Origin of the sequence: Streptomyces sp. NPDC049577 (genome assembly GCF_040675635.1) — a bacterium.
Lineage (GTDB): Bacteria > Actinomycetota > Actinomycetes > Streptomycetales > Streptomycetaceae > Streptomyces.
Window position 1 is genome coordinate 25,240 of the sequence record NZ_JBFAPH010000011.1, and the last position, 20,654, is coordinate 45,893.

A 20,654-nucleotide genomic window follows, 5' to 3' on the forward strand; every position below is an offset into this window, starting at 1 on the left:
GCCTCGGGTTCGGCTTCGGGTTCTGTTTCTGCTTCGGCTTCGGCTTCGGCTTCGGCTTCGGCTTCGGCGCGATCCGCGCGGGCGTGGGGGGTCATTCGGCCGTGCCCCGCGTCGTGACGGAACAGTGATCAAGAGGGACGTTTCGGCTGACCGGAACCGAAGGCTCCGTGGTGTCGGCGGTGACGGCCGGGTGCCAGCCGTGGCGGTCGAGGGCGCGGGTGAGGGCGTCGACCATGCGGGGGTCGAAGTGGGAGCCGGCGCAGCGGTGGAGTTCGGCGAGCGCCGCGGGGACGGGCCGGGCACGGCGGTAGCTGCGGGTGGAGGTCATGGCGTCGAAGGCGTCGGCGACCGCGACGACCCGGGCGAACTCGGGGATCTGATGGCCCTTCAGTCCGTAGGGATAGCCGGTGCCGTCCAGCCGCTCGTGGTGGTGGAGGATCGCGGCGCGCGCCTCGTCCAGGAAGCCGATGCCGCGCACCATCTCGTGCCCGTACTCGGGGTGGAGTTCGATGATCCGGCGCTCCTCGGTGGTCAGCGGGCCGTTCTTGCGCAGCAGGCGGGTGGGGACGCCGAGCTTGCCGATGTCGTGCAGGATCCCGGCGAACCGGACCGCTTCGAGCCGCTCGCCGGCCATGCCCAGCTCGCGGGCGATGAGCACGGAGGCCCGGCCGACGCGCTCGCCGTGCCCGCGGGTGTAGCGGTCCTTGAGGTCGACGGCCTGGACGAGCGCCCGGATGGTGGCTCGGTGGGCGGCGCGCTCGCGCCGGCAGCGGTCGAGGACCAGGGCGGAGACGGACAGCGGCAGCAGGACGAGCAGCGCCGCGGCCGGCCCGTACGGGCTGCGCCACAGGAGGGCGATCATCAGCCCGGTCGGCCCGTGGATCAGCGGCGGCACCAGCACACCCGGCAGCGGCCCGTGCCAGGCGGTGCGCGCCGGGCGGCCCTCCGCGGCGACGAGCACGCCACCGTCCAGCACGGCGACGGCGAGCGCCAGGGCGAATGCGGCGGCCAGCGCGGGGAGCAGGGCGTACGGCAGCCCGCCGGCCGGGGCGGCGGCCCAGGAGAAGACGTAGGAGGCGCAGGCCGTGGCCAGCGCGAACTGGGCGGCGTGCCACACGCGGCGCAGCACCACGGGCCGGCGCCCGACCCGGCCGAGCAGCGCGCCCGGCACGGCGATCAGCCCTGCCGCGCCCGGCGGCAGCAGAAGGGCGCCCGCGAGCAGCACGGGGAGGGTGAGGGGGCGGCGGGGCAGCCGTTCGCAGGCGGCGCAGACGCAGGCCAGCAGGGCGACGGCGGTCCAGGGCACGTCCGCGCCCAGGGCCGGGGCGATACATCCGGCGGCAGCCAGTACGGCACACGCGATGTACGCGAGCCCCGCCGCCGGCACCGCCCCCATGGCGCCTCCTCCCCGTCCCGTCGCCTGCTGTCAGGAAGGGGAGAATAGGGCGACGGACGGGCACTGAACGCGGATCCCGGTATTGCACCGTCCGTTCGGGTGATGTTCCCCGGCCGGGCGGTTTCGGCGCGTCCCGGGGCGCGTCAGTCCTGCAGACCGGTGGAGGCGGCCGTGCCGCCCGCCGTGCCGGCCTGCTTGCCCGCGGCCCGGCCGGCGGCCTCGGCCTCGGCGGCACGGGCCTCGGCGACCACGTCCAGATCGGGGACCGCCTGCCCAGCCCGGATGAGCTGGATGCGGCCCATGACCTTGGACCGCAGGTCGGCGGGGACGTCGTCGTGGCCGCAGCAGCGCTTGACGAGTTTCTTCACCGCCTGCTCCAGCCCGTACTTCTCCAGGCACGGCGAGCATTCGTCGATGTGCGTCTCGAACTTGGCGCAATCGCCGGCGGGCATCTCGTGGTCGAGGAACTCGTAGAGGTGGTCGAGGACTTCAGAGCAGTCCGTCTCGTGCGGCTCTCCGCAGCTCATGAGTCCGAGCCTTTCCGATTGTGCGTCCCGTCGGAACCGTTCGGCGCGGAGCCGGCCCCGGCGGGGACCAGACCGCGCTCGCGGGCGTAGTCCTCGAGCAGTCCGCGCAGCTGACGACGGCCGCGGTGCAGCCGGGACATCACCGTGCCGATGGGGGTACCCATGATGTCCGCGATCTCCTTGTACGCAAAGCCCTCGACATCCGCGAGGTAGACCGCTATGCGGAACTCCTCGGGGATGGCCTGGAGGGCCTCCTTGACATCGGAGTCGGGAAGGTGGTCGAGCGCCTGGGACTCGGCGGAGCGCAGCCCGGTCGACATGTGGGACTCGGCGCGGGCCAGCTGCCAGTCCTCGATCTCCTCGGACGCGCTGCGCAGCGGCTCGCGCTGCTTCTTGCGGTACGAGTTGATGAACGTGTTGGTCAGGATGCGGTACAGCCACGCCTTGAGGTTGGTGCCCTCGCGGAACTGGTGGAAGGACGCGTACGCCTTGGCGTACGTCTCCTGCACGAGGTCCTCCGCGTCCGCGGGATTGCGCGTCATCCGCAGGGCGGCCGAGTACATCTGATCCAGGAAGGTCAGGGCGTCCCGCTCGAAGCGGGCGTTGCGCTCGGACGTGCTCTCCGTGCTCCGGCCCTCGCGGCTGTCATCGGCCCCCGCGTCGGTCCCAGCGACCGGACCCACCTCCTCCAGCACCCTGGCGTAGCCCGAAACGGACCCGCTCGAATCGGAGAATAGACGACGATCCGCTTCACCCGCCGCTCCAGCCACGGCCGGCTGGGCCACGCCGAGGACCGCCCATCCGAGGTCGGCCGTCTGCGGGCGGGACGGGCATGCGATCGAACCCATGCGGGGAGCTCCCATTCCTTCGTCTGTGCCGATGCGTACGTACTGCCGGGAATCTACGCAGGACACAACAGCGGACCCCGCTGTCTCATTCCCGTCCTCGCGAATATGTCAAGTGCGCGTTCAGAACAGTCCGGCGAGCCAGGCGGCGACGGCCTCGGTGAGCAGGCCCAGGGCGTCGTCCTGGCCGATGTCCGCCTTCTTCGGCACGGCGAAGCCGTGGTCGCCGTACGGCACGGCGACCGGCTCGTGGCCGGGCGGGAACTCCTCGGGGCGGCCGAACGGGTCACGGGCGCCCTGGACCGTGAGGGTGGGCAGTCCGGTGGCGGTCAGCTCGTCCGCCCGGGACTTCTCGGGCTTGCCCGGCGGGTGCAGCGGGAAGCTGAGGGCGAGGACGCCGGCCGCGCCCAGCTCGCCGGCCGTGCGGCAGGCGACGCGCGCGCCCGCGCTGCGACCGCCCGCGACGACGGGCGGGCCCGCCGCGGCCAGCGCGGGCCACAGCTCCCGCCACGCCGCGTCGAGCGTCTTCGGCGCCGGGGCGACCTTCCGGCCGGCCACCCGCCAGGGCTGCTCGACCAGGGCGACGGTGACGCCGTGCGCGGGCAGCGCGGCCGCGAGGGCCTGGAGGTCGCGCGCCTCCACACCGCCGCCCGCGCCGTGCCCAAGGGCGAGCACGAGGCGCGCCGTGCCGCGCGCCGGGTACCAGTGGATACGGCCGTCCCCGGCGGACGTCGGCACCGTCCGGACGGATGCCGCTGTCCGTGCTGTCCGTGCTGATTGCGTGGTCACGGGACCATCGTGCCGTCCGGCCGGCTCAGAACAGCGTCGACTCCTCCGGCGCCGCCAGCTCGGTCAGCAGCTCGGGCCCGTTCCGGCGCACGTCGCTGACCGCCGTGGAGACCGGGTAGGCCCGTAGGGACCCGGGTGCCGGCGGGGTGAGCAGGGAGCGCAGCTCCTCCGGGTCCGTGCGGGACGGGTCCAGCCAGACCGACCAGCGGTCCGGGGGCAGCACCAGCGGCATCCGGGGGTGGATCTCCGCCAGCGAGCGCGGCCCGGGCTCGTCGCCCGCGCCCGCGCCGCCGGCCCCCGCCCCGGCGAACGGCTCGGTCTCGGCCGCCGTCGTGAGCACCGTGCACGTCACCCACCAGGCCGCCGGATGGTCCGGCGGCAGCTTCGGGTCGCGCCAGAACTCGTACAGCCCCGCCAGCGCCATCACCGAGCCGTCGGCGGGGGTGACGAAGTACGGCTGCTTGCGCGTGCGCTTGCGCAGGCCGCGCTCCTCCAGCTCGCGCTCCCGCTCACCGGTGACCCACTCGTAGTAGCCGTCCGCCGGGAGCAGACAGCGGCGCGACTCGAAGGCACGCCGGTAGGACGGCTTCTCGTGCACCGTCTCCGCCCGCGCGTTGATCATCTTCGCCGCGCCCTCCGGCGACTTCGCCCAGGAGGGGACCAGCCCCCAGCGCAGGGTGCGCAGCTGGCGAACCGGACGCCGGTCGGCGGCGTCTTTCAGAGGACGTTCGAGCACCGCGTGGACGCTCTTCGTCGGCGCCACGTTCCAGTCCGGAGCCAGCGTCTCCTCCGGTTCCCACTTCTCCACCTCGAAGAGCCCGACGAGGTCCTCCGGCCTCCGGCTCGCCGCATATCGACCGCACATGAGTGCCACACTGCCACGAAGACGCAAGGAGCAGGTCACCACATGGACAGCAGTACGACGGCCACCGCCCTGTGGGAGCGCGTCCTGGGCACCCAGCCCCATCCCGCCGTGTGGCTGGTCGTCGTGGCCGGGGCCGTGGCGCTCGCGGCGGTGGTGCCCTACCGGGCCTGGCGCCTCACCCGCAACGCGATCACCATCGCGCACGAGGGCGGGCACGCGCTCGTGGCGCTGCTCAGCGGGCGTCGTCTGGACGGCATCCGGCTGCACTCGGACACCTCGGGGCTGACCGTCTCGCGCGGCCGCCCCAGCGGCCTCGGCATGGTCCTCACGGCCGCCGCCGGCTACACCGCGCCCTCCCTGCTCGGCCTCGCCGGCGCCTGGCTGCTGGCCGCCGGGCACATCACCGCGCTGCTGTGGGGCGCGACGGCGCTGCTCGCCGCGATGCTGGTGATGATCCGCAACGCCTACGGGGCGCTGACCGTGGTGCTGGCCGGTGCCGCGTTCGGGCTGGTCTCCTGGCTGACGGGCCCGGAGGTACAGGCGGCGTTCGCCTACGGAGTGGTGTGGTTCCTGCTGCTCGGCGGGATACGGCCGCCGTTCGAACTGCAACGCAAGCGGCGGCACGGCGGGGCCCCGGACTCGGACGCGGACCAGCTGGCGCGGCTGACGAGCCTGCCCGCCGTGGTGTGGCTGGCGCTCTTCCACGTCGTCTCGCTCACCGCCCTGACCGGCGGCGGCCGCTGGCTGCTCGGTCTGTAGGGCGCACGCGCCAGTAAGGTTAGGGACATGACCGAGAGCCCCGCGCATCCCGACCTCTGGCCCGCCCCGCTCGCCACCCGAGCCGTCGACGCGACCGTCACCGTGCCAGGGTCGAAGTCGGTCACCAACCGCGGCCTCGTGCTCGCCGCCCTGGCCTCCGAGCCGGGCTGGCTGCGCCGCCCGCTGCGCTCCCGCGACACCCTGCTGATGGCGGAGGCCCTGCGTTCGATGGGCGTCGGCATCGAGGAAGGGGTGGGCCCGGACGGGACCGGTGAGGCCTGGCGCGTGATCCCCGCCCATCCGCACGGCCCGGCCACCGTCGACGTCGGCAACGCCGGCACCGTCATGCGCTTCCTGCCGCCCGTGGCCGCCCTGGCCGACGGTCCCGTCCGCTTCGACGGCGACCCGCGCAGTTACGAGCGGCCGCTGCACGGCGTGATCGACGCGCTGCGCGCGCTCGGCGCCCGCATCGAGGACAACGACCGCGGCGCCCTGCCGATGACCGTCCACGGCGCCGGCGCGCTCGACGGCGGCCCGGTGGAGATCGACGCCTCCTCGTCCTCGCAGTTCGTCAGCGCCCTGCTGCTCTCCGGTCCGCGCTTCAACCAGGGCGTCGAGGTCCGCCACGTCGGTGCCGCCCTGCCGTCCCTGCCGCACATCCGGATGACCGTCGACATGCTGCGCGCGGCCGGCGCCCAGGTCGACACGCCGGAGGCCGGCGGCGAGCCGAACGTCTGGCGGGTCTCCCCCAGCGCCCTGCTCGGCCGCGACCTGGTCGTCGAGCCCGACCTGTCGAACGCGGCGCCGTTCCTGGCGGCCGCCCTGGTCACCGGCGGCCGGGTCACCATCCCGGACTGGCCGGCGCACACGACCCAGCCGGGTGACGCGCTGCGCGACATCTTCACCGCCATGGGCGGCTCCTGCGAGCTCACCGAGGCCGGGCTGACCTTCACCGGCACCGGCAGGATCACCGGCATCGACGCCGACCTGCACGAGGTCGGCGAGCTCACCCCCGTCATCGCGGCCGTCGCCGCCCTGGCCGACTCGACGTCCGTGCTGCGCGGCATCGCGCACCTGCGGCTGCACGAGACCGACCGGCTGGCCGCCCTGGCCAAGGAGATCAACGAACTCGGCGGCGACGTCTCCGAGACCGAGGACGGGCTGGTCATCCGCCCGCGTCCGCTGCACGGCGGTGTCTTCCGCACCTACGAGGACCACCGGCTGGCCACCGCGGCCGCCGTCATCGGCCTCGCCGTCGACGGCGTCCGGGTGGAGAACGTCGCCACCACCGCCAAGACACTCCCGGACTTCCCCGAGCTGTGGACCGGCATGCTCGGCTCCGCCGCCGGGGCGACGGTGCCGAGAGCCTGAGAGACCGGGAAAGACCCATGCGCCGCTACGGCAAGCACACCGACGAGGACGACGTCCGCGTCCGCCCCAACCGCAAGGGCAACCGCCCCCGCACGAGCATCCGCCCCAAGCACGAGGACGCGGCCGAGGGCTTCGTCGTCACCGTCGACCGCGGCCGGCTGACCGTTCTGGTCGGGGACCGCACGATCACGGCCATGAAGGCGCGGGAGCTGGGCCGCAAGGGCGTCGTCGTCGGCGACCGGGTCGCGGTGGTGGGCGACCTCAGCGGCGCGAAGGACACCCTGGCCCGGATCGTCCGCGTCGAGGAGCGCAGCTCGGTGCTGCGCCGCACGGCCGACGACGACGACCCGTACGAGCGCGTGGTGGTCGCCAACGCCGACCAGCTGGCGATCGTCACCGCCCTCGCCGACCCCGAACCGCGGCCCCGGCTGATCGACCGCTGTCTGGTCGCGGCCTACGACGCGGGCCTGGAGCCGCTGCTCGTTCTGACAAAGTCGGACCTGGCTCCGGCGGAAAAACTGATGGACTCCTACGGGGCCTTCGGCGTGCGCTACGTGGTCACCAGCCGTGACGAGCTCGCGGAGGGTGACGCCGCCCAGCGCGTCCGCGACCGGCTGGCGGGCCGCGTCACGGCGTTCGTCGGGCACTCCGGCGTCGGCAAGACGACCTTGGTCAACGCCCTCGTCCCCGACCGGCAGCGGGCCACCGGCCGGGTCAACGCGGTCACCGGCCGCGGCCGCCACACCACCACATCGGCGCTGGCCCTGCCCCTTCCGGACGGCGCGGGCTGGGTCATCGACACCCCGGGCGTGCGGTCCTTCGGGCTCGCCCACGTCGACCCCTCCCGGGTGATCCACGCCTTCCCCGACCTCGAACCGGGCACCGAGGGCTGCCCGCGCGCGTGCAGCCACGACGAGCCCGACTGCGCCCTCGACGAGTGGGTCGCACAGGGTCACGCCGACCCGCAGCGGCTGTACTCGCTGCGCCGGCTGCTGGCCACGAGGGAGCGGCACGAAGGCGACTGATCGCCTACGTTTGCGATTGACCGCCGACGGCAAGGGCATGAAGGACACCGGGCCGGACGGACAACGGGACCGGAACCGCGCACCGGCCCGTACCGGAGCGGTCACGGACACGGGAGGCATAACTGATGGCGTGGCTGCTGGTCGTGGTCGCCGGAATGCTGGAAACCGGTTTCGCCGTCTGTCTCAAGCTCTCGCACGGTTTCACCCGGCTCTGGCCGACGATCGCGTTCGCGTGCTTCGCGCTCGGCAGCTTCGGTCTGCTGACGCTGTCCCTGCGCAAGCTCGACGTCGGCCCCGCCTATGCCGTGTGGACCGGCATCGGCGCCTCGGGGACGGCCATCTACGGCATGGTCTTCCTGGGCGACCTGGTGTCCGTCCTGAAGATTGTCTCGATCACGTTGGTCATTGTGGGGGTCATCGGACTCCAGCTGTCGGGTCTGGAGAGCTGAGCAGGACACGGACGAGCCGGGCGATCTCCTCGGCCGCCGCCTCGTCCGAAGCGGCCGGGACGACGACGTAGGACAGCGTGAGCCGCACGGCCGCCTCGCAGGCCCGCAGGGTGTCGTACGGGCCGTCCGGCGCCGCCTGCCGGACGGTGTCCCCGATGGCGCCGATCGTGCTGTCGCGGATCCGCTCGGCCAGCGCCCCGGGCGTGGGCGTCCCCCGCACCGACAGCACCCCGCCGGGGCCGCGCTGGGCGGGCACGACGGGGGTCGCGGCCGCGGGCAGTCGCTCGCCGCGGCAGCCGGTGAGCGCCGCCCGGACGAGTGGATTGGCGCGCGCGGCACGCAGGGTCCATATGGCGGCGGCCGCGCAGCAGTCACCGGCGTCGGCGCCGCCCTGGGCCGTGGTGTCGGCCAGGCAACGCCGCACGCCGGCGAGGAAGGCGTCGGCCTCGCGCCGCACCAGGGCGCGGGCCAGGCCGTCCTTGCTGCCGAATTCGTTGTAGAGGGTCTGCCGGGAGACCCCGGCGGCGGCCGCCACGTCGACCATCCGTACCCCGTGCCAGGGACGGGCGCCGAGCGCTGTGAAGGCCGCGTCCAGCAAGAGCTCACGTGCCGCGGGCATCGTCGCCTCCTCGGCCATACGGCCGCACGACGGTTGGGGCCACAGAATTGACGTGCCGCCAGACGGTGTCAAGAGCCCGGCCGGGCTGCGCGTGGCGCGGCCATGGCCAGGGGTAATGTGCAAGACATGTCGGACTACCACGATGATCTGCGCCTGGCCCACGTCCTGGCGGACGCCGCCGACGCGGCGACCATGGACCGGTTCAAGGCCCTCGACCTCAAGGTCGAGACGAAGCCGGACATGACGCCGGTGAGCGAGGCGGACAAGGCCGCCGAGGAGCTGATCCGCGGTCATCTCCAGCGCGCCCGGCCCCGGGACGCGGTGCTGGGCGAGGAGTTCGGCAGCGAGGGCATGGGTCCGCGCCGCTGGGTGATCGACCCGATCGACGGCACCAAGAACTACGTCCGCGGGGTGCCGGTGTGGGCCACCCTGATCTCGCTGATGGTGCACGTCGAGGACCGGGGCGCGGCCGGCTACCAGCCGGTGGTGGGCGTCGTGTCGGCCCCCGCGCTGGGCCGCCGGTGGTGGGCGGCGAAGGACTCCGGGGCGTACACCGGCCGCAGCCTGACGTCGGCGACGCGGCTGAGTGTGTCCCGGGTGGAGCGCGTCGAGGACGCGTCGTTCGCGTACTCCTCGCTGACCGGCTGGGAGGAGCGCGGCATGCTGCCGGGCTTCCTCGGTCTGACTCGGGCCTGCTGGCGCACCCGCGGCTATGGCGACTTCTGGCCGTACATGATGGTGGCCGAGGGCTCGGTGGACATGTGCGCCGAGCCTGAGCTGTCGCTGTGGGACATGGCGGCGAACGCGGTCATCGTGCAGGAGGCGGGCGGCTCCTTCACCGGCCTGGACGGACGCCCGGGCCCGCACAGCGGGAACGCCGCCGCGTCGAACGGGCTGCTCCACGACGAACTGCTGAACCATCTGCGGCCACGGTAACGGGTGACCCGGCGGGACGGGCGGCCGTCCACCCCTTGCCGGTCCTCGCGGCGGCGTGTGACGATGACAACCCGGCGCTTGTGAACTTGTGAACAGCTTCTCTGAGCGGCTGTGCGAGCGTCCGGAGCCGACGCGCCCGGAGTTGACGAAGGAGGTGGCTCACCGGCCATGCTCGTCCGCGACGCCATGAGCACCCTGGTCCTCACCATCGGCCCCGCACACACCCTCCGGCAGGCAGCGCGGATGATGTCCGCGCGCAGGATAGGCGCGGCAGTCGTCCTCGACCCCGACACCAGCGGACCCGGCATCCTCACCGAGCGGGACATCCTCAACTCGCTCGGCGCCGGGCAGGACCCCGACCACGAGAAGGCCCACAGCCACACGACCACGGACGTCGTCTTCGCGGCTCCGGAGTGGACCCTGGAGGAAGCCGCCGCGGCCATGGCGCACGGCGGCTTCCGGCATCTGATCGTGCTGGACCGCAACGAGCCCGTGGGCGTCGTCTCGGTCCGCGACATCCTGCGCTGCTGGGCGCCCGCCCGCGGCCGGGAGGGCGCGCTCGCCGTCTGAGACGGCACGCCCCGGGAGCGGGAGAACGGGCCGGAGGGGCCGGAGCCCAGTGGCGTCCGGCCCCTCCGGTGGGTACGGCAAGCGATCGGTCTAGCCGCGCAGGGCCTGGACCGCGGCCTCCAGCCGCTTGCCGTAGTCGGGGTCCGCCTGGCGGAAGTTGTCGATCGCGCGCTCGACGATGTCGTCGCGGGACACCTTGGCGATGAAGCCGGCGAGGTTGCCGATCAGACGGCCCTTCTCCTCCTCCGACATCAGCCGGTAGAGGTTGCCCGCCTGGACGAAGTCGTTGTCCTCGGCGTGCGAGGGGGCCTCGGTGTTGCCGGTCTGCCCGGTCACCGGGCTGGACTGCCACAGCGGCCGGCCGGTCTCGGCCGGACCTCCGAAGCTGTTGGGCTCGTAGTTCTTGGCCCTGCCGTGCCGGCCGTCGTAGGCGTAGCCGTCACGGCCGTAGGTGCGGGCCACGGTGGCGCGCGGCCGGTTGACCGGCAGGTGGTCGGCGTTGATGCCGACGCGGTAGCGGTGGGCGTCGCTGTAGGCGAAGAGCCGGCCCTGGAGCATCTTGTCCGGGGACGGGCCGATGCCCGGCACGAAGTGCGCCGGCGAGAAGGCGGCCTGCTCGACCTCGGCGAAGACGTTCTCCGGGTTGCGGTTGAGCTCCAGCTTGCCGATCTCGATCGGCGGGTAGTCCGCGTGCGGCCAGACCTTGGTCAGGTCGAACGGGTTGAAGCGGTACGTCGCCGCGTCGGCCGCTGGCATGATCTGCACCTGCACGGTCCAGGTCGGGAACTCGCCGCGCTCGATGGCCTCGCGCAGATCGCGCTGGTGGCTGTCCGGGTCCTCGCCGGCCAGCTTGTTCGCCTCGTCCTGGGTGAGGTTCTTGATGCCCTGGTCGGTCTTGAAGTGGTACTTGACCCAGAAGACCTCGCCGGCCTCGTTGTTCCACTGGTAGGTGTGCGAACCGAAGCCGTCCATGTGGCGGTACGAGGCGGGGATGCCCCGGTCACCGAAGAGCCAGGTCACCTGGTGCGTGGACTCCGGCGACAGGCCCCAGAAGTCCCAGACGTTGTCCGCCTCCGTCGAGCCCGTGTACGGGTCACGCTTCTGGGTGTGGATGAAGTCGGGGAACTTGATGGCGTCCTTGATGAAGAAGATCGGGGTGTTGTTGCCGACGAGGTCGTAGTTGCCCTCTTCGGTGTAGAACTTCAGCGCGAAACCGCGCGGGTCGCGCACGGCGTCCGCGGCACCGAGGTTGCCGGCGACCGTCGAGAAGCGCAGAAACGTCTCGGTCTGCTTGCCGACCTCGGACAGGAACTTCGCCCGGGTCCACTGGGTCACGTCCCGGGTCACCGTGAAGGTGCCGTACGCGCCGGCGCCGCGGGCGTGCACGACGCGCTCCGGGATGCGCTCCCGGTTGAAGTGGGCGAGCTTCTCGAGCAGCAGCTGGTCCTGGATCAGGACGGGGCCGCCGAGGCCCGCGGTCTCGCTGTTCTGGTTGTCCGCGACCGGAGCACCGGACTCCGTGGTCAGCGGTCCGCTGGTTTCGGTCTGGCCCTGAACCGACACGTACGCCTCCGTCATCTCGACTGTCCCTTGGCTTCAGCTGGGCCCGATCCTACATTGGACTTTGTCTAAGTCAATACCGACCTGACACAAATACCGATTCCATGGGTGGACAGAGCCCGCTGCTACGCTGTTGCTATCTGACTGATGGGTGAATGGCATGAGTGACCTGCTGGAACGACTCCGGGGACGCGGCTGGCGGCTGACCGCACAGCGACGCGTCGTCGCCGAGGTGCTCGACGGGGACCACGTGCACTACACCGCCGACGAAGTGCACGCCAAGGCGGCGGAGCTGCTGCCGGAGATCTCCCGGGCGACGGTGTACAACACGCTCGGCGAGCTGGTCTCGCTGGGCGAGGTCCTCGAGGTGAGCACGGACGGCCGCGCCAAGCGCTACGACCCGAACGCCCACCACGCGCACCAGCACCTGGTCTGCTCGCGGTGCGGGACCATCCGCGACGTCCACCCCACCGGGGACCTGCTGGGCGGCCTGCCGACGGAGGAGCGCTTCGGCTTCGAGCTCTCGGCGGTCGAGGTGACGTACCGCGGCCTGTGCCCGAACTGCGCCGGGGCGTGAGACGTCCGGGAGCACGACGGCCGGGGCGTGAGACGTCCAGGAGCACGACGGCCGGGGCGTGAGACGCCGGGAGCACGACGAAGGCCCGGATCCAAGGATCCGGGCCTTCGTTTCAGTAGCGGGGACAGGATTTGAACCTGCGACCTCTGGGTTATGAGCCCAGCGAGCTACCGAGCTGCTCCACCCCGCGTCGGTGAGACCACCTTAACCCGCTCGGCACGGCCAGCGCAAACGTCGCCGATCGGCTACGCGCGTCACATCAGCCACAGCAGCCCCAGCCGTCATGCCGAGAGCTCCTGGCGCAGCGCCTCCCGCAGCCGCGCGGCGCGCTCGGCGACCTCGGGCGGGCCCAGCTCGACCGCGTGGGCGCACCAGGTCTCGGCCTCGGCGAGATCGCCGTGCCGGGCGGCCAGCAGGGCGAGCCGCAGCGCGGCGCGGCCGTGCCCCGCCTCGGCGGCGCGCGCCCACCACATCGCGGCCTCCGGCTCGCTGCCCTCGCGGGCCAGCAGCAGGCCCAGATTGAACGCGCCGTTGCGGCTGCCCGCCTCGGCGGCCTCGCGGTACCAGTGGGCGGCCTCGACGACGTCGCCGCGCTCCGCGCGCAGCATGCCGAGCCGTACCTGGGCCCGGCGGTGCCCCTTCAGCGCGGCACGCTCGTACCACTGCTCGCATTCGTCGCGCCGCGCGGTGTCGTCCCCGTCGGCGGCCCGGTCGAGGAGCGCGCCCAGCCGGAAGGCGGCCTCCGGGCCGTCACCGCGCACGGCGATGCGCAGATACCGCTCGGCCTCCTCGACGTCGTCGGCGCCGCCGTCCCGCAGCACGATCATGGCGACCTGGAGGGCCGCCTCGGTGTGTCCGGCGGCGGCAGCGCGCTCGTACCACTGGACGGCGGTCTGCTCGTCGTCCCGCCCGGCGTGGAGGATGCCCAGGTTGAACGCGGCGTCGACGCTGCCGGCCTCGGCGGCCTTGGAGAACCACGGTTCCGCCCCGGACGGGTCGCCGCCCTGGAGCAGCAGGACGGCGAGGGCGTTGGCGGCCTCACGGTGCCCGGCGTAGGCGGCGCGGCGGTACCACTGCTCGGCCTGGGTGGTGCGGCCCTGCTCGGCGCAGAGCAGCGCGAGGTTGTACGCGCCGTTGACGTCGCCCGCGTCGAGCGCCGTGCGGTACCAGCGCTCGGCCTGCTGGGGCTCGCCCCGGTCGGCGTGCAGGGCGCCGAGGGCGTTGGCGGCGTTGCCGTCGCCCTCCTGGGCGGCGCGGCGCCACCAGACGGCGGCGCTCTCGAGGTCGCCGGCGTCGCGCAGCAGGAAGCCCAGGGCGCAGGCGGCGCGCGGTTCGCCGTCCTTGGCGGACGTCAGGTACCAGCGCGCGGCCTCCTGGGTCTCGCCGCGGCCCTCCAGCAGGGTGCCCAGGTGCAGGGCGGCACGCCGGTGGCCGCGGGCGGCGGCCTGCCGGTACCACTGCTCGGCCTCCGCGGAGGTGTCGGGGCGTACGGCGGCGGCCGCGGCGCGCAGTTCCCGCACCGAGGTGTCGCCGCCGCCGACGCTCACGCGCCGGGTGCCGGTGGAGGGGACGAGGCTCGCCCCCGGCTCGTCGGCGGGGGCGCGGCGCGGCGAGCGACCGTCGAGTATCCGGGCGAGGCGGTACGCCGCCTCGCGGTGGCCGCGCTCGGCGGCGGCGCGGAACCAGCGCTCCGCGCCGACGTCGCTGCGGTGTTCGAGCAGATCCGCGAGGGCGTAGGCGCCCAGCGCGTGGCCGGATTCGGCGGACTGGCGCAGCCAGTACTCGGCGGCGGGCTCGTCGCCGCGCTCGCGGTGGTAGCGGCCGAGCGCGTGGGCGGCGGCCGCCGAGCCGGCGACGGCGGCGACCCGCCACCATCCGGCGGCCTCGTCCGGGTAGCCGCGCTGGTGCAGCAGGACGCCGAGGTTGTTGGCGGCGGAGCGGTCGCCCTCGGCGGTGGCGGCGCGCAGATGACGCTCGGCGCCGTCGAGATCGCCCCGACGCAGCAGGAGCGCGCCGAGCATGCTCAGGGAGGCGGGGTCGCCGCACTCGGTCGCGCGGCGGCGGGCGGTCTCCAGCTCGAGGTCGGCCGCCTCGCCGGCATAGGTGGCGAAGGACTCCCGCGACGGGGACGTCTGCGACGGGGAGGCTACCGCCTGCGCGGGGATGCTCCCTCTCTGCGGACCGTCCGGGTCCGAGGACGACGGGTCGCGGTCCTCCTGATCGCTCCCGGCACCGGGAGCTTGCACAAGCCGACGGGTCTCCAACAGCCTCGCCCTGTCCCCCATAAGTCCCATCGTCGCACTCCCGCAACCTGCGTACACCTGGAATACCGCAGCCAGTGAGGTCACTTCAGCGTTTTGTCGACTTCCCGACTTCCCGACACAACGGTGCCCCAAACTCTAATCAAAAGCCCCGCACATAACCCGCACAGACAGGGCGGGTCGGGCGTCCTGGGTGTGCCGGGCATGACGAAGGCCCGGATCCTGGAGGATCCGGGCCTTCCGTCTTTCAGTAGCGGGGACAGGATTTGAACCTGCGACCTCTGGGTTATGAGCCCAGCGAGCTACCGAGCTGCTCCACCCCGCGTCGTTGTGGAACAACCGTACCACGGCGACGCGGGGCGATGGCCCCCGTCAGCTGCCGGGCTTGCCGCCTCCCTCGGCCGCGGCCTGGGCCTTGGCCAGCCGGTCGAGGGCGTCCTTCAGGTCCTGCTGGGCCTTGCCGTAGGCCGCCCAGTCCTGCGGCTTCTTGTCGAGCGCCTTCTGCCCGGCGTCGAAGGCGTCCTGGGCGTCCTTCACGGCCTGCTTGACCGTCGGGTTCTCGGTGGGCGGCTTCGTGGTGCCCTGGGTGGGCGGCTGGGTGCCGGTGCCGGGGGGCCGGTCGCCGAACACCTCGTCGAGCGCCTCGTCGAGGGTGTCCCTGAAGGCGATCTTCTCGCCGTAGTTGACGAGGACCTTCTTCAGGAGCGGGTAGTTCGAGCCCGTACCGCGCATGTAGACCGGCTCCACGTACAGCAGCCCGCCCTCCAGCGGCACGGTCAGCAGGTTGCCGTAGTCGACCTCGGAGTCGCCCTTCTTCCAGATGTTGATCTGGTCGGCGACGGGCGTGTGGCCGTTGAACTTGCTCTGCGCCTGCTCGGGGCCCCAGACCGTGGTCTCCGAGGGCAGCTTCAGGATTCTGATGCTGCCGTAGCCGGAGCTCTTGGCGTCGGCGTCGACGGCCATGAAGGCGCCGAGGTTGGGCCGGTTCTTGGGCGTGAAGGTCGTGGTCAGCGAGAAGGTCTGCTTCTGCTGGTCCGGCATCTTCATGCTCAGGTAGTACGGCGGGACCGCGTCACCCTTCTTGTTGGTCGGGTCGTCGGGGACCTGCCAGCGCTCGCTGCCGGTGTAGAACGTGCCGGGGTCGGTGACGTGGTAGCGGGTGAGCAGCTCGCGCTGGACCTTGAACAGGTCCTGCGGGTAGCGCAGATGGTCCATCAGGTCCGAGCCGATCGCGCTCTTCGGCTTCACCGTGCCCGGGAAGGCCTTCATCCAGGTCTTGAGCACCGGGTCCTTGGTGTCCCACTGGTACAGCGTGACCGTGCCGTCGTAGGCGTCCACGGTGGCCTTGACGGAGTTGCGGATGTAGTTGACCTGGTTCTGCTGCGCGACCACCGCCCGCTGACCGGTCGTCAACGAGTCGGCGGTGGTGTCACCGAGCGTGGTGCGGGAGGCGTACGGATAGCCGTTGGTGGTGGTGTAGGCGTCCACGATCCACTGGATGCGATGGTCCACCACCGCCGGGTAGGCGTCGCCGTCGATGGTCAGCCAGGGGGCGACCGCCTCGACGCGCTCCTTGGGCGTGCGGTTGTACAGGATCCGCGAGCCCTCGCCGATGGCGCCGGAGTAGAGGATCTGCGGCTCCCCGAAGGCCACGGCGTAGGCCGCGCGGTTGACCGGGTTGGAGAGGCTCACACCGCTCTTGCCCTGGTAGCGGTAGCTCTCCTCGCCCTGGTCGCTGGGGTGGTCCAGCTCCTTCTGCGGGCCGCCGACGATCGAGTACTGGGTGGTCTTCTCGCCGTAGTACACCCGCTGCTCGTACGAGCCGAGGACACCCTCGGTCGGCAGCTTCTTCTCGGTGAAGTCCGGGGCGCCGGCCGTGTCGGTGGAGGTGCCCCGCGCGGTGATCGCGCCGTAGCCGTGGGTGTACTTGAAGTGGTCGTTGATCCAGTTGTGCTCGGGGATGCCCTTGATGTTGAGCTCGCGCAGACCGATGACCGTGTCCTGCTCCTTGCCGTCCACCTTGTAGCGGTCGACGTCCAGCATGGACGGGAACTGGTAGAAGCCCCGGACCTGCTGCTCCTGCTGGAAGGCGGGGGAGACGATGTTCGGGTCCAGCATCCGCAGGCTGGCCGTGGAGTTGGCGGCGGACCGCAGGGTGTCCTTGTTCTTGCCGTTGAGGTCGCTGGTGCCGGGGTAGTCCTTCACGTCGGTGCCGTCGATCCCGTAGGCCTGGCGGGTGGCCGTGATGTTCTTCTTGATGTACGGCGCCTCCTTGGCCTGCTCGTTCGGCTGGACCTGGAACTTCTGCACGATCGCCGGGTACAGCCCGCCGATCAGCACCGCCGAGAGCACCATCAGGCCGAAGCCGATCACCGGCAGCTGCCAGGTGCGCCGCCAGAGCGTGGCGAAGAAGAGCACGGCGCAGATCAGCGCGATGATGAAGAGGATCGTCTTGGCCGGCAGATAGGCGTTGGCGTCGACGTAGCGCAGCCCCGTCCAGCCGTCGGTCGACTTCAGCCCGCTCGACTTCACGGCCAGCCCGTACCGGTCGAGCCAGTACGCGACGGCCTTGAGCGTCACGAAGAGGCCCAGCAGCACGGACAGATGGCTGGTGGCCGCGGCGGTGGCCCGCTCGCCGGGGCTGGTCAGCCGGAGCCCGCCGTAGAGGTAGTGCACCAGGGCGGCGGCGATCAGCGACAGCACGGTCGCGGCGAAGCCGAAGCTCAGCAGGAAGCGGTACCAGGGCAGGTCGAACGTGTAGAACGCGATGTCCTTGTGGAACTGCGGGTCGGTCTGCCCGAAGGGCACGCCGTTGACCCACTGCAGCCAGGTCCGCCACTGGCCGGCCGCCGAGGCGCCCGCGACCAGCCCGACCAGGGCCGCCACGGCCAGCAGCACCCACTTCTTGTAGGGGGCGATGCTCATCCGGTAGCGGTCGAGGCTCTGCTGCTCCATCGACATCGCGCTCAGCGGCGGCCGCAGCCGGTGCGCGAGCCAGATGTTGGCCCCCACCGCCAGGGCCATCAGCAGGCCGAAGACGGCGAACAGGCCGATCTTGGTGCCGAGGGTGGTGGTGAACACCGAGGAGTAGTGGACCGAGCGGTACCAGAGCCAGTCCGTCCAGAACCCGGCGAACATGACGAAGAGCATGGCCAGGACGGCCAGCACGCCCAGGGTCATGAGGAGGGTCCGGATCCGCCGCGACGGTCGGCCGACTCTGATCCGTGGCCCTGTCGGGCCTCCGCCGCGGTCCGGCATCTGGAAAGCCAAGGTAGGCACCTCGAAGTTCGCTGTCGATGGAGCTGTCGATCAGGCCCAGCGATAGTAGGACCCAGTGTGGCAACTTACCGAGGCTTTACTCGGTTCCCGATTTCGGCCCCTGTCAGGGCACGATATTGACCATGTCCAGCAACAGTGACTCCCCCACACCCCCCGAATCCGGCACCCCCATGGCCGCCGGTCCGCTGACCCGGGCCGTCCTCGAGATCGACGAATACGCCTCCGGCCTGGGCTGGGACCAGCCCGCCCGGCTCTTCGCCCTGGTCGACACGGCCAAGCTGCGGGCCCAGGAGCCCGGCCTGGCCGACCAGCTCGGGCTGGCCGAGGCAGCCTCGGGCAGCACCTCGTACACCCCCATCGAGCAGGACGAGCTGCCGCCCGGCACTCCCCTGGACGAGTTCCTCGGCCGGATCGCCTGGCCGGACGCCGTGACGGGCTGCGCCCTGACCGTGGAGCGGCAGATGCTGCCGCCGTCCGCCGAGGGTTCCGTGCCCCACGGCATGAACGACAAGCAGCTGGCCGCCTGGGTCGCCCGGCACCCGGAGCGGCAGGAGGTCCGGATGACGGTGGCCGTGCTGCGCGACGGCGCCCGCGAGTCCGCCATCCGGCTGCGGGAGAAGGACTCCCCGACCGAGGTGCTCACCGGGCCGGACCTGGTCCCCGGCCTGGCCGAGGCCCTCGCGGCGACCTTCGAGGACTGAGCGCGCGCCTGACGGCCCGGAGCGCTCCGGGTTCGGGAAGGGGGCCCCGGTCAGCCTGCCGCGCACTGCGGCAGGCCGGCCGTGTCCCCCTTGCTGATCTTCTGGAGGGACGTCATCGCGTCCGCTATCGTCTCGACCTTCACGAGGGTCAGGCCCGAGGGCCTGTCCTTGGCGGCGGCCGCGCAGTTCTCCTTGGGCGTCAGGAAGAAGCGGGCGCCCTTCGAGCGGGCCCCGACAGTCTTCATCTCGACGCCGCCGATCGGGCCGACCTTGCCGTTGTCGTCGATCGTGCCCGTGCCGGCCACGAACTTGCCGCCGGTCAGATCGCCCGGGGTCAGCTTGTCGACTATCCCGAGGGCGAACATCAGCCCGGCGCTCGGTCCGCCGACGTCGGCGAGCTTGATGTTGATCGTGAAGGGGAAGGTGTGGGCCGTCCCCGCCTGGATGCCGACGATGGCGCGCTGGGCGTCCTCCGGGGCCTTGGCGGTGACCAGCGCGACCTCGTCCTCCACCTTGGGCTGGCGCTTCTCCTTCTCGGCGGCGGCCGCCTCCTTGGCCGGAACGACCCGGAAGGTGACCTTCTGGCCCGGCTGGTGCTTGGTGACCAGCTTGGCGACATCGCCCGGCTGGGTGACCCCGGCGCCGTCCACCGCCTTGATCACGTCACCGGCGTGCAGCCGGCCCTCGGCGGGGCTGCCCTTGACCACGGACGCCACCACGACACGGGTGCCGACCGGTATGCCGAGCTGCTTGAGCGCCGCCACCTTGGCGCTCTCCTGGGACTGGCTGAACTCCTCCGCCGTCTCCTGGTTCAGCTCGTCCGGCGACTTGTCGTCGGGGTAGAGCGTGCTGTGCGGGACCACCAGGTCGTCGTGCGCCAGCCAGCCGTAGACCGCCTCGAACAGGTTCATCCGGTACTGCGAGCCGGTGACCCGGACCGTCGTCATGTTCAGATGGCCCTCGGCCGGATACGTCTGGTGCCCGGAGATCTGCAGGACCGGCTCCCCGCCGTGCTCTCCCAGGGTGTTGACCGTCGGGCCCGGCGACATCTCCGCGTAGGGCACGGGGATCAGGACGCCGGCGCAGAGCAGCGCGATCAGCATCAGGAGGGAGGCGAGCATCGTCGCGGTGCGGCGGGGCATGGAACGACAGTACGGGACCGGTCCGACAGTCCACTCCCGGGGCGGTCCGTACGGGGGTGAAACCCGCTAGGAAGCCGGACCCGAACCGGATTCGGAACGTTCCATCGCCTCACGGAAACGCGCGTAACCGGCCAGTTCCGCGACATCACCGGTCTTGCGGTTACGCGCCGCCCAGCTTCCCCACAGGGCCGCCGCGACGGCCGCGGCAACGGGAATCAGCAACCATGCGAGCGCCGCCATGCCGGCCTCCGACCCCTTGCACGATCCTCAACTGACTGATGAGCAGATTAGTAGTCTTCGGTCTCAACGCTTACGTCAGGGGGCCGGTTACGCAACCGGAGTGGACCGTCTGCGGTCGGAATTGACCCGTCAGGCCCTATGCGCCGACCCATTCGTCCCGGCCGTCGGTGAATCTCTGCTGCTTCCAGATCGGCACCTCCCGCTTGAGGTCGTCGATCAGGCGGCGGCACGCCTCGAAGGCCTCCGCCCGGTGCGGGCAGGCGACCGCGACCACGACGGCCAGGTCGCCGACGGCCAGCTCCCCCACGCGGTGGACGGCCGCCATGGCCCGGACCGGGAAGTCCGCCGCGACCTTCTCCGCGACCCGGCGCAGCTCGGCCTCGGCGGAAGGGTGCGCCGAGTAGGCGAGCCGGGCGACGTCCTCGCCCCCGTCGTGATCGCGCACGGTGCCCACGAAGAAGGCCGTGCCGCCGGCGGCGTCGTCCCCGACGGCCGCGAGGACCTCGTCGACGGAGAGCGGGGTGTCGCGGATCGCGAGCAGACGGACGGGATCCGGGGCTGCGAGCTCACCGGGATGCGGGGTACGGGCCATGGCACCCATCGTGCCGCACCCGGCGGACGATGGGTATGGGCGGTCCGGCCCCGGCACTTGCTGGCGTGCACGATGGCCGAGTCCAGGCCGGCCTTGACGCACTCGTCGAGGAAGACGGAGTTCAGCACCAGCCGGGCGGCCGGGTTCAGGC

General features: G+C 72.0%; 20 protein-coding genes and 2 tRNA genes. 8 read left to right on the forward strand and 14 right to left on the reverse strand.

Annotated features, from left to right (window positions below; translation table 11 throughout):
* Window positions 1–91: 91 nt before the first annotated feature.
* The 5 genes from AB0K09_RS02935 to AB0K09_RS02955 form a co-directional block, all read right to left on the reverse strand.
* Window positions 92–1,396, reverse strand: a complete 1,305-nt coding sequence (locus AB0K09_RS02935) for an HD-GYP domain-containing protein (RefSeq protein WP_366063461.1) — start codon at window positions 1,394–1,396, stop codon at window positions 92–94.
* Window positions 1,397–1,539: 143 nt separating this feature from the next.
* Window positions 1,540–1,923: a mycothiol system anti-sigma-R factor gene (rsrA, locus tag AB0K09_RS02940; protein ID WP_366063462.1), complete on the reverse strand. Its 384-nt coding sequence runs from the start codon at window positions 1,921–1,923 to the stop codon at window positions 1,540–1,542.
* Complete coding sequence (locus AB0K09_RS02945; RefSeq protein WP_366063463.1) at window positions 1,920–2,606, reverse strand: sigma-70 family RNA polymerase sigma factor; 687 nt, start codon at window positions 2,604–2,606, stop codon at window positions 1,920–1,922. Before AB0K09_RS02945 ends, rsrA begins: the two co-directional genes overlap by 4 nt.
* Window positions 2,607–2,891: 285 nt before the next feature.
* A complete protein-coding gene (locus AB0K09_RS02950) occupies window positions 2,892–3,506 on the reverse strand; it encodes an alpha/beta family hydrolase (RefSeq protein ID WP_366063464.1) in 615 nt (204 codons plus the stop codon).
* 76 nt (window positions 3,507–3,582) lie between these two features.
* Window positions 3,583–4,422 carry an SOS response-associated peptidase gene (locus AB0K09_RS02955; RefSeq protein ID WP_366063465.1) on the reverse strand — a complete coding sequence of 280 codons (840 nt, stop codon included), beginning with the start codon at window positions 4,420–4,422 and terminating at the stop codon, window positions 3,583–3,585.
* 42 nt (window positions 4,423–4,464) lie between these two features.
* On the opposite strand from AB0K09_RS02955, the gene AB0K09_RS02960 reads away from it, so the two are divergent.
* From AB0K09_RS02960 to AB0K09_RS02975, 4 genes are all read left to right on the forward strand, one after another.
* On the forward strand, window positions 4,465–5,181 hold the full coding sequence (locus tag AB0K09_RS02960) for a M50 family metallopeptidase (protein WP_366063466.1): 717 nt from the start codon (window positions 4,465–4,467) through the stop codon (window positions 5,179–5,181).
* Window positions 5,182–5,208: 27 nt separating this feature from the next.
* Window positions 5,209–6,552: a 3-phosphoshikimate 1-carboxyvinyltransferase gene (aroA, locus tag AB0K09_RS02965; protein ID WP_366063467.1), complete on the forward strand. Its 1,344-nt coding sequence runs from the start codon at window positions 5,209–5,211 to the stop codon at window positions 6,550–6,552.
* 17 nt (window positions 6,553–6,569) lie between these two features.
* Window positions 6,570–7,577, forward strand: coding sequence for a ribosome small subunit-dependent GTPase A (gene rsgA / locus AB0K09_RS02970; protein WP_366063468.1), 1,008 nt, complete (start codon window positions 6,570–6,572; stop codon window positions 7,575–7,577).
* Between the two features lie 125 nt (window positions 7,578–7,702).
* On the forward strand, window positions 7,703–8,026 hold the full coding sequence (locus AB0K09_RS02975; RefSeq protein WP_366063469.1) for a multidrug efflux SMR transporter: 324 nt from the start codon (window positions 7,703–7,705) through the stop codon (window positions 8,024–8,026).
* On the opposite strand, the gene AB0K09_RS02980 is transcribed toward AB0K09_RS02975, so the two are convergent.
* On the reverse strand, window positions 7,992–8,645 hold the full coding sequence (locus AB0K09_RS02980) for a TetR/AcrR family transcriptional regulator (RefSeq protein ID WP_366063470.1): 654 nt from the start codon (window positions 8,643–8,645) through the stop codon (window positions 7,992–7,994). The genes AB0K09_RS02975 and AB0K09_RS02980 overlap by 35 nt on opposite strands.
* A gap of 126 nt (window positions 8,646–8,771) precedes the next feature.
* Between AB0K09_RS02980 and hisN the strand changes: the two genes are divergently transcribed.
* Together hisN and AB0K09_RS02990 are read left to right on the forward strand one after the other, a co-directional pair.
* The gene (gene hisN, locus AB0K09_RS02985; RefSeq protein ID WP_366063471.1) at window positions 8,772–9,581 is read left to right on the forward strand and encodes a histidinol-phosphatase; all 810 of its coding nucleotides are present in this window, start codon (window positions 8,772–8,774) and stop codon (window positions 9,579–9,581) included.
* Between the two features lie 168 nt (window positions 9,582–9,749).
* Window positions 9,750–10,151, forward strand: coding sequence for a CBS domain-containing protein (locus tag AB0K09_RS02990; protein WP_366063472.1), 402 nt, complete (start codon window positions 9,750–9,752; stop codon window positions 10,149–10,151).
* Window positions 10,152–10,241: 90 nt separating this feature from the next.
* Here AB0K09_RS02990 and AB0K09_RS02995 read toward each other — a convergent pair whose 3' ends face one another.
* Window positions 10,242–11,729 carry a catalase gene (locus AB0K09_RS02995; RefSeq protein ID WP_366063473.1) on the reverse strand — a complete coding sequence of 496 codons (1,488 nt, stop codon included), beginning with the start codon at window positions 11,727–11,729 and terminating at the stop codon, window positions 10,242–10,244.
* A gap of 142 nt (window positions 11,730–11,871) precedes the next feature.
* Between AB0K09_RS02995 and AB0K09_RS03000 the strand changes: the two genes are divergently transcribed.
* Complete coding sequence (locus tag AB0K09_RS03000) at window positions 11,872–12,288, forward strand: Fur family transcriptional regulator (RefSeq protein WP_366063474.1); 417 nt, start codon at window positions 11,872–11,874, stop codon at window positions 12,286–12,288.
* Window positions 12,289–12,404: 116 nt separating this feature from the next.
* Here AB0K09_RS03000 and AB0K09_RS03005 read toward each other — a convergent pair.
* The 4 genes from AB0K09_RS03005 to AB0K09_RS03020 all read right to left on the reverse strand — a co-directional run bounded on the left by AB0K09_RS03005 (window position 12,405) and on the right by AB0K09_RS03020 (window position 17,807).
* Window positions 12,405–12,478, reverse strand: a tRNA-Met gene (locus AB0K09_RS03005).
* Window positions 12,479–12,569: 91 nt separating this feature from the next.
* Window positions 12,570–14,582, reverse strand: a complete 2,013-nt coding sequence (locus tag AB0K09_RS03010; protein ID WP_366063475.1) for a tetratricopeptide repeat protein — start codon at window positions 14,580–14,582, stop codon at window positions 12,570–12,572.
* Window positions 14,583–14,800: 218 nt separating this feature from the next.
* Window positions 14,801–14,874, reverse strand: a tRNA-Met gene (locus AB0K09_RS03015).
* 47 nt (window positions 14,875–14,921) lie between these two features.
* On the reverse strand, window positions 14,922–17,807 hold the full coding sequence (locus tag AB0K09_RS03020) for a UPF0182 family protein (RefSeq protein ID WP_366063481.1): 2,886 nt from the start codon (window positions 17,805–17,807) through the stop codon (window positions 14,922–14,924).
* Window positions 17,808–17,950: 143 nt separating this feature from the next.
* On the opposite strand from AB0K09_RS03020, the gene AB0K09_RS03025 reads away from it, so the two are divergent.
* Complete coding sequence (locus AB0K09_RS03025) at window positions 17,951–18,529, forward strand: PPA1309 family protein (protein ID WP_366063476.1); 579 nt, start codon at window positions 17,951–17,953, stop codon at window positions 18,527–18,529.
* A gap of 50 nt (window positions 18,530–18,579) precedes the next feature.
* Here AB0K09_RS03025 and AB0K09_RS03030 read toward each other — a convergent pair whose 3' ends face one another.
* From AB0K09_RS03030 to AB0K09_RS03040, 3 genes are all read right to left on the reverse strand, one after another.
* Window positions 18,580–19,671: a PDZ domain-containing protein gene (locus AB0K09_RS03030; RefSeq protein ID WP_366063477.1), complete on the reverse strand. Its 1,092-nt coding sequence runs from the start codon at window positions 19,669–19,671 to the stop codon at window positions 18,580–18,582.
* Window positions 19,672–19,737: 66 nt separating this feature from the next.
* Window positions 19,738–19,911 carry a hypothetical protein gene (locus AB0K09_RS03035; protein ID WP_366063478.1) on the reverse strand — a complete coding sequence of 58 codons (174 nt, stop codon included), beginning with the start codon at window positions 19,909–19,911 and terminating at the stop codon, window positions 19,738–19,740.
* Window positions 19,912–20,047: 136 nt separating this feature from the next.
* Window positions 20,048–20,503 (reverse strand): molybdenum cofactor biosynthesis protein MoaE, encoded by a 456-nt coding sequence (locus tag AB0K09_RS03040; protein ID WP_366063479.1) that lies wholly within the window; start codon window positions 20,501–20,503, stop codon window positions 20,048–20,050.
* Window positions 20,504–20,654: the final 151 nt, after the last annotated feature.